Here is an 8,379-nt window from a genome sequence, read left to right as displayed (position 1 = left end):
GCCATATCCCACAAATGCCCGTGCGCTTCAAAATCGCCGTAATCGTAGCCCAAGCTGTTCAGACGGCCACGCATCAAGCCGAAGTGAAACACTTCTTCTTTCGCCACCCTTACCCAATCGCGTACAAACTGAAACGGCATATTGCGAAAACGATACGCCGCATCCAAAGCCAGATTAATCGCATTAAATTCAATGTGCGCAATCGCATGCAACATGGCCGCATAGCCTTCGACCGTATTCATCTTGCGCGGCGTAACTTCCGAAGGCGCAACCAAACACGGACGTAACGGATGACCGGCAAAACGGCAATCCACGGGTTTCGACTCATCAACCGTCAAACCTTCCGCCTCGCCCAAATGCGCAAACAAGGCCTGCGTCAACCTTCCCTTTTCATCCGGATTGTCCGACAGCAAAGCCTGTTCCAATAAAGGATAAGGATTCAGATACATACAAAACCATTGTTTTAAAAAGATAAATATTATAACCGTTTTAAAAAGCAAACAGAAAGACTATAATTTCACGCTTTCCGTAAAATGACATTAAATACCACACCAAACCATCGTGTGCTTCATTAAAAAAACGTCAAAACCAAATGCAGGCCGTCTGAAGAAATGAAATTATTTCAGTCACTTGATTGGATTTTTCATATTTACACAAATTAAACCCTCCATTCAGCCCCTTGCCTGTTACACCATAACGTCTATACTGAACCCATCTCTCCGAACAAGGAACCAAAACATGAAAACTACCCGACTGTTCACCCTGACCGCTGCCGCGCTGCTTTCTTCAGCTATCGGCTTTGCACAAGCCGACGCAGTGGACGCCCTGAAAAAATTCAATAATGACGCCGACGGTATCAGCGGCAACTTCAGCCAAACCGTTCACAGCAAAAAGAAAACCCAAACCACACACGGTACATTCAAAATCCTGCGCCCTGGCTTGTTCAAATGGGAGTACACCAAACCCTACAAACAAACCATCGTCGGCGACGGCAAAACCATTTGGCTCTATGACGTAGATTTGGCACAAGTAACCAAGTCCTCACAAGACCAAACCATCGGCGACAGCCCTGCCGCCATCCTCTCCAACAAAACGGCATTGGACAGCAGCTACACGCTGAAAGAAGACGGTTCTGCCAACGGTATCGACTACGTTTTGGCTACACCTAAGAAAAACAACGCCGGCTATCAATACATCCGCATCGGCTTCAAAGGCGACAACCTCGCCGCCATGCAGCTGAAAGACAGCTTCGGCAACCAAACCAGCATCAGCTTCAGCGGTTTGAACACCAAGCCTAACCTTTCCAGCGGTATGTTCAAATTTACCCCTCCTAAAGGCGTTGATGTCTTGAGCAACTAAGCTTCTAATGAAACACAAAGGCCGTCTGAACAACAGACGGCCTTTTATAACAGACGGCCTTTTATTTAGTTCAATTCAAAATCAAACACACTGTTACTTTTGACCTTGAATGGCCGCGGCAATTTTTTCTGCGCCTTTTTTCGCCCAGTCTGCCTGCTTGGCTTCCACCATCACGCGCACGACAGGCTCGGTACCGGATGCGCGCAAGACCACGCGGCCTTTGCCTTCGAGTTCTTTTTCCACTTCAGCCAAAGCCTCTTTGGAAGCGTCCTGCCAGTTTTGGCCTTTTTTGATGCGGACGTTGATCATGGTTTGCGGATACGGCTGCCAATCGGCGCAAACGGTGGCAAGGTCTTGATTCAAGGTTTGCAATGCGGCCAAAACTTGCAGCGCGGAAATGATGCCGTCACCGGTATTGTGTTTGTCCATACACAAAATATGACCGCTGGCTTCGCCGCCAATCAGCCAACCGCGTTGGTGGAGCTGTTCCAACACATAGCGGTCGCCCACTTTGGCGCGGCAGAAATCAACGCCCTGCTCTTTCAAAGCAACTTCCATCGCCATATTGGTCATTACCGTACCCACCACGCCGCCGATCTCCACGCCTTCGTGCGCGCGTGCTTTGGCAATCACATAAATCAAGCTGTCGCCGTCATACACTTTGCCATTGCGGTCAACCATCATCAAACGGTCGCCATCGCCATCCAAGGCAATGCCGTAATCGGCTTCATTTTGCAACACAGCCGCTTGCAAAGCTTTCGGATGGGTCGCACCACATTTCTCATTGATGTTGTAGCCGTTTGGCTCATCACCGATGCTTACTACTTGCGCACCCAATTCGTGGAATACTTTAGGCGCAACTGCATAGCCCGCACCATTGGCGGTATCGACCACCAATTTCAGACCGCGCAAGTCCAAATGGCTTGGGAAAGTGGATTTACAGAACTCGATATAGCGGTCATCCGCACCATTAATCCGGCGCGCACGGCCTAAACGGCTGGATGGCTGTGTTTTCATTTCCTCATCGATTTTGGCTTCGATTTCCAATTCGATTTCATCGCTCAACTTCACACCGCCTTCGGCAAAGAATTTAATGCCGTTGTCAGAATAAACGTTATGGGACGCAGAAATCATCACACCGGCAGACAAACGCAAAGCACGGGTCAGATACGCTACGCCCGGGGTTGGCAGAGGGCCGGTTTGAATAACGTTGACACCGGCAGCAGTAAAGCCGGCAATCAGCGCGGCTTCCAGCATATAGCCTGAAATACGCGTGTCTTTACCGATCAAGACGGTTGGTTTGATTTCGCCTTCGTGCTGCACCAAAACCTGACCTGCCGCATAGCCTAATTTCAGGACAAAATCAGGATTGATAGGAAACTGACCGACTTCGCCGCGCACACCGTCAGTACCGAAATATTTTTTTGCCATGAGATAACTCCGTGATTGTTTTGTCGTATGTGAATATGGTTGAACTTCTTTAAAAGAATCTTGATTGTATTCGAAGGCCGTCTGAATCTTTCAGACGACCATTGATCATGAGAATAATTTACTACTTCAGTATTATAGCAAGATCCAGATTTCCTGCACGAAAAAAGCGCATCCTTTTGCAGAATGCGCTTCCTATTCGAGATTCAAAATCAAATCTTAGAATTTAGCACCAGACTGATTAGCCATGTAATCAACTGCAGCTTTCACTTCATCATCGCTCAGGCTGCCGTTACCGCCTTTGGCAGGCATTGCGTTAAAGCCTTCGAGTGCGTGTTTGTGCAGGGTGTCTTTACCTTGTTTGATACGAGGAGCCCAGTCTTCTTTTTTACCTACATGAGGAACACCTGGAACTGCACCGCCGTGACATGCTTGGCAGTTGGCTTCGTAAACTTTTTTGCCGTCTGCGCCACCGGCTGCTGGAGCTGCCGCACCTTTGTCATCTGCTTTGGCCACATCTGCTTTAGGGGCTTCTGCAGGAGCTGCACCTTCAGCCGCCGGAGCTGAAGCGGCTTCACCGGAAGCGGCTGCATCGGCAGGAGCTGCGGCATCAGGATCAGGGAAAGTACCGCCGGCTTTGTTGGCCATATAAGTAATGGCGCGTTTCAATTCTTGATCGGTCAAATCAGCCGCACCGCCTTTGGCAGGCATTGCGTTGAAACCATTCAGAGCGTGTTGGAACAAGGTATCGAAACCTTGTGCAATGCGAGGCGCCCAATCGCCTTTGTTTTCAAATTTAGGCGCGTTAGGAACGATGCTGTCTGCCGCGTGACATTGAATACAGATTTTGTTGAAAATCTGATCGCCTTGACGCTCGCCGACTGGAATACCATCGCCCAATTTCAGTTGGCCGACTGGCTGGATACGGGTTTGAGTCGCAGCTTCGGTTGTTTCGGCAACATCGCCGAATGAACCGCTTCCCGCCAGTTTGATCAGGAAGTAAATCACTGCAATGACAATAACGATACCGCTCACAAGGGTGAACAATGCAGAGCCTTGGGCTTTGTGGTCGCGGAGTTGTTTCATTTGGTAGGCCTCGCCGTTAGGTTAGGTTGTGCTGTAAGTTATAGTTTATGTGTTAAACGCAGTTAACAATATTTTGCTGGATTATACTGAATTCGCAAAGGCTTTCCAATCCATCTTGAGAAAAAGATACGCAAAAATCCTCAAAAGGCCATCTAAATTCTGCTAAGCCTTTGTAGTTAATTGATTATTCCAGCTATGCAAAAAAGTGACCGCCAATGCCACTTTCAGACACTTTCAAGATAAACTTTGCCAATAAAGCCAATATGCGTTAACCTTACGGCTTTCGCACCCATAGCTCAGTTGGAAGAGTGTCAGTTTCCGAAGCTGGAGGTCACAGGTTCGATCCCTGTTGGGTGCGCCAATTATAAATAGGCCGTCTGAAAGATGAAAATTTTTCAGACGGCCTTTTGATTTACTTCAAATAAAACTACATTCAATTTCAGATTGAACGGCTATTACAACACTTTGGCAAATGCTTCGGCCACATAATCGATATTCGATGCATTCAATCCTGCCACACACATCCTACCCGAATCCAGCAGGTAAACGGCAAACTCGTCACGCAGGCGGTGTACCTGCTCTACGGTTAGGCCTGTATAGCTGAACATACCGCGCTGTTTGATGAAATAGCTGAAATCACGATTGGGGATTTTGGCCGTCAAAACATCATAAAGTTTCTGACGCATGGCACGGATGCGGTCGCGCATGGCGTAAACCTCGTTTTCCCACAAAGCGCGTAGCTCATCGCTGTTCATCACATCAGAAGCGATGTATGCGCCATGCGCGGCAGGACTGGAATAAATGCGGCGGACGGTAAATTTCAACTGTCCGAACACCAGCTCTGCTTCTTCCTTATTGGGACACACTACGCTCAAACCACCGACGCGCTCGCCGTACAGCGACAGGTTTTTCGAGAAAGAGTTGCTGACAAACAAAGGCAGACCCATTTCGACGGCTTTGCGAATTGCATACGCATCGCTGTCTAAATCTTCGCCGAAACCTTGATAGGCAATATCCATAAACGGAATCAGCTTGTGCGTTTTGATAATATCCAACACTTCATCCCATTGCGCTTTCGACATATCTACGCCGGTCGGGTTTTGACAGCATGGATGCAAAATCAAGACGCTGTTTTCCGGCAATGTTTTGAAAAACGCAGTCATTTCTTCAAATTTCACGCCGACGGTTTCAGGGTTGTAATAAGGATACGTCCCCACTTCAAAACCTGCGCCTTCAAAAATGCCTTTATGGTTGTCCCAAGTCGGATCGCTGACATAGGCTTTTGCATCAGGGAACCAACGGCGCAAAAAGTCGGCACCGACTTTCAACGCCCCCGAGCCGCCTAAAGTCTGTACGGTCGCAACGCGACCTTCTGCCAATGCCGGATTATCCTTGCCAAACAACAAACGCTGAACGGCACTCCGATAAGTATCCAAACCTTCCATCGGCAGATAAGGAGAGGGGCGCGGTACGGCCGCACGCTCTGCTTCTGCCCGGCGGACAGATTCCAAAACCGGCATTTTGCCTTCGTCATCAAAATAAATGCCTATGCTCAAATTGACTTTTTCAGGACGCTCGTCGCGTTTGAAGGTTTCAACCAAACTCAAAATCGGGTCGCCCGGATAATACTCGACATGACGGTACATGGTGCTTCCTTTGTTTTCAGACAGAATTAATGAAGATTGTGGCACTAAAAGGCCTTATTTGCAAAATCAGGCCGTCTGAAAAATTCAGACGGCCTGATTATTTTTAAACGCTACCAATCTACTCGTTTCAAATCGTTTTGTGCCAATACATCCGCATGCTCGCTGCGGCTTTGATATTCCCTGTCCTGCAAAATGCGGCGGGCGACATAATTCAAATGCAGTTTGGCCGCTTCCGCCGCCTCAGCCGGTTTGGCCTGGGCAATGGCTTCAAAAATAGCGCGGTGCTGGGCAATTAGCGTCGGGCGCGGGTCTTCGGTTTGATGGATATAGATAATGCCGCTGCGTGTTTGCTGATAAAGCATTTTGAGCAGGCTGCTGGAAAGGTGGCTGAACAGGATATTGTGTGCGGCATCAGCAATAGTTTGATGGAAACTGACGTCTGCCTCGGCTTGATGTTCCAAATTTCCGCTTTCACAGGCCGTTTCAAACTTCTGCTGCCAGAAGTCAATACGTTTCAAATCGGCGTCAGTCCGTCTTTCGGCGGCCAGCGCCGCCATACAGCCTTCAACGTGACAACTGAAATCGAATACGTCTGTTTCCCAATTGGTATGTTTGCCGAGCAACTCCTGCCAGCTTTGCAAAAAATCCTGCTGCGGCTTGACGGAAACATAATAGCCATCGCCCTGCCGCGCTTCCAAAACCTGCTTGGCAATCAAGATATTCAATGCCACCCTGACTGACGGACGCGATACGCCGAATTCTTCCGCAAGCGTACGTTCGGGAGGCAATTTACTGCCTTCTTCATAAATGCCGGTCGCGATACGTTCTTCCAAAACGGCTAAAACCTGATCGCTGATTTTTTGCGGACGAACCAATTTCGTCATGTTGTATTCCTGATGATTGAAGGACAGTTGTATTCAAACGGCCATAAATTGGATTGACCAATTGGCCGCTCATTCTAATCAATCCCCTATTTTTTCGTCAAGGAATGCCATTCTTCCCATCGCAAGCAGTTTAATTCAAACACATTCATTTTTATCAAGTAACCTCACCAATGCCTTCAAATCAATATTTTGGTATGACCAATCTTAATAAACAACCTATGCGCCCAAAATCTGAAAATATTGATTTAGATTAAAATCCCGCTGCTTCTATTTAACTAGACTTTATGTATAATACTTAGGTATTAGTTAACATAATTCCTAATAATAGAGAGAAACAATATGAAATACCCACCATTACTTATCTTACCCATTACCTTAGCCGTATCCCAAACATGGGCAGATACCGATCCTACACCTGAAGAAACGGTTACCCTTTCCCCTGTCACCGTCACCGGCACACAACAACAAAAAGCCAACCGCGTTACTTTCAACCCCAAAGCTGCTTTGCAACCCCTCCCTGCCGGAGACGGGGCAGACCTTTTACAATCCGTGCCCAACATGAGCATCATCCGTAAAGGAGGTAGCTCGGGCGATCCGCTGTTCCGTGGTTTGGGCGGCTCGCGCCTCTCCGTCAATGCCGACGATCAGTTTATTTATGGCGGTTGCGGTATGCGCATGGACCCGCCGACTGCCTATATCCACCCCAATTCATTTGATAAAGTCGTGGTTACTAAAGGCCCGCAAACCGTTACCCAAGGCATGGGTTTGGTCAGCGGCTCAGTGCAATTTATCCGTACAGATCCTGATTTCACTGAGAAACCTTACAATATTAACGCCACCCTGACAGCAGGCAGCAACGACCGCCTTGACGGCTCGCTGGAAGCCGAGTTCGGCGGCAAATACGGCTATGTCCGTACCAATATCTCCCATAACGAAGCCGACGATTACAAAGACGGCGACGGCAACCGCATTCACTCCCACTTCAAACGCGACAGCCAAATGTTGCAACTGGGTGTTACTCCGACAGAAAACACCACCATTGCCGGCACATACGAGCGCAGCAGAGCCAAGGTTGCCTACGCCGACCGCATGATGGACGGCAGCAAATTCGACCGTGATGCGTGGAATATCCGTTTTACCCAACGCAACCTCACACCATGGTTCAGCGAGTTGGAACTGCGCTACGGTAAAAGCGAAATCGACCACGTGATGGACACATACAGCCTGCGTACCATCTACAATCCTGCCGGCAAGCAGATTAAAAATGCCAACAACCCTAAACGCAATACCGATACAGGCCGTCTGAAAGCCACTTTCGATTGGGACAAGCTCAACCTGCAAACCGGTTTGGATTATTTGGACGACGTCCACGTCGCGCGTCATGAGCGTGGCGGCGACGGCTACAGCCACAAGCCTTACATGCCCAACCAAAGTTTCAAACAATGGGGTATTTTCACCGAAGCCTCTTGGCAACAAACCGACAATCAACGCTGGGTAGCAGGTTTTCGCCATGACCAAGTCAAAGCGCATTACGATACCGCGCGTGTTACCGACCCCGTTTTGAAACATCAGAAATTCAATTTGAACTCAGGCTTCCTGCGTTGGGAAAGAAATACGGACAACGGTCTGAAATACTATGCCGGATTCGGCATTGCCGAACGCGCGCCTGACTACTGGGAACGCCTGCACTCTGAAAACAAAGCCATCCGCGCAGAGCAAAACCGCCAAATCGATGCAGGCGTAATCTGGAAACGTCCTAATCTCCACGCATCCGTATCCGTATTCGGCAGCGACATCAAAGACTTCATCATGATGGAGAGCAAAGACAAGATTTTCAACGTGCGCAACATCAACGCTTCACGCTTTGGCGGCGAAGCCGAAGTCAAATGGACATTTGCGCCTAACTGGGAAGTCGGCACCAGCCTCGCCTACACCCACGGCAAAAACCGTACCGACGGCAAACCTTTGGCACAAAC

General features: G+C 48.8%; 7 protein-coding genes and 1 tRNA gene. 3 read left to right on the top strand and 5 right to left on the bottom strand.

Annotation, left to right across the window (positions count from 1 at the left end; all coding sequences use genetic code 11):
- Positions 1-449, bottom strand: a 449-nt coding sequence (locus ACTHS3_RS08875; protein WP_440367721.1) for a DUF455 family protein, incomplete at its 3' end; no start/stop codon positions are given.
- Positions 450-738: 289 nt separating this feature from the next.
- Here ACTHS3_RS08875 and lolA point away from each other — a divergent pair.
- On the top strand, positions 739-1,359 hold the full coding sequence (gene lolA, locus ACTHS3_RS08870; RefSeq protein WP_004520641.1) for an outer membrane lipoprotein chaperone LolA: 621 nt from the start codon (positions 739-741) through the stop codon (positions 1,357-1,359).
- Between the two features lie 93 nt (positions 1,360-1,452).
- Here the strand turns inward: lolA and glmM are convergent, their stop codons facing one another.
- Both glmM and ACTHS3_RS08860 read right to left on the bottom strand, forming a co-directional pair.
- A complete protein-coding gene (glmM, locus tag ACTHS3_RS08865; protein ID WP_004520640.1) occupies positions 1,453-2,790 on the bottom strand; it encodes a phosphoglucosamine mutase in 1,338 nt (445 codons plus the stop codon).
- A 216-nt stretch (positions 2,791-3,006) separates the two neighbouring features.
- Positions 3,007-3,873, bottom strand: coding sequence for a c-type cytochrome (locus ACTHS3_RS08860; RefSeq protein WP_070503767.1), 867 nt, complete (start codon positions 3,871-3,873; stop codon positions 3,007-3,009).
- A gap of 285 nt (positions 3,874-4,158) precedes the next feature.
- Between ACTHS3_RS08860 and ACTHS3_RS08855 the strand changes: the two genes are divergently transcribed.
- A tRNA-Arg gene (locus ACTHS3_RS08855) sits at positions 4,159-4,234 on the top strand.
- Between the two features lie 94 nt (positions 4,235-4,328).
- Here the strand turns inward: ACTHS3_RS08855 and ACTHS3_RS08850 are convergent.
- On the bottom strand, positions 4,329-5,519 hold the full coding sequence (locus tag ACTHS3_RS08850) for an amino acid aminotransferase (protein WP_004520638.1): 1,191 nt from the start codon (positions 5,517-5,519) through the stop codon (positions 4,329-4,331).
- A 110-nt stretch (positions 5,520-5,629) separates the two neighbouring features.
- Positions 5,630-6,403: a FadR/GntR family transcriptional regulator gene (locus tag ACTHS3_RS08845; RefSeq protein ID WP_004520637.1), complete on the bottom strand. Its 774-nt coding sequence runs from the start codon at positions 6,401-6,403 to the stop codon at positions 5,630-5,632.
- 339 nt (positions 6,404-6,742) lie between these two features.
- Here ACTHS3_RS08845 and ACTHS3_RS08840 point away from each other — a divergent pair.
- Positions 6,743-8,379: TonB-dependent receptor domain-containing protein (locus ACTHS3_RS08840; protein WP_440367717.1), on the top strand; the 1,637-nt coding region annotated here is incomplete at its 3' end.

Source organism: Neisseria sp. P0009.S007, assembly GCF_051962515.1.
This window is presented reverse-complemented; position numbering and strand designations above follow the sequence as displayed.

Excerpts from the sequence above, each read along its gene's own strand:
- ACTHS3_RS08850 (WP_004520638.1), bottom strand. The coding sequence starts at position 5,519 with ATGTACCGTCATGTCGAGTATTATCCGGGCGACCCGATTTTGAGTTTG.
- ACTHS3_RS08845 (WP_004520637.1), bottom strand. The coding sequence starts at position 6,403 with ATGACGAAATTGGTTCGTCCGCAAAAAATCAGCGATCAGGTTTTAGCC.
- lolA (WP_004520641.1), top strand. The coding sequence starts at position 739 with ATGAAAACTACCCGACTGTTCACCCTGACCGCTGCCGCGCTGCTTTCT.
- ACTHS3_RS08860 (WP_070503767.1), bottom strand. The coding sequence starts at position 3,873 with ATGAAACAACTCCGCGACCACAAAGCCCAAGGCTCTGCATTGTTCACC.
- glmM (WP_004520640.1), bottom strand. The coding sequence starts at position 2,790 with ATGGCAAAAAAATATTTCGGTACTGACGGTGTGCGCGGCGAAGTCGGT.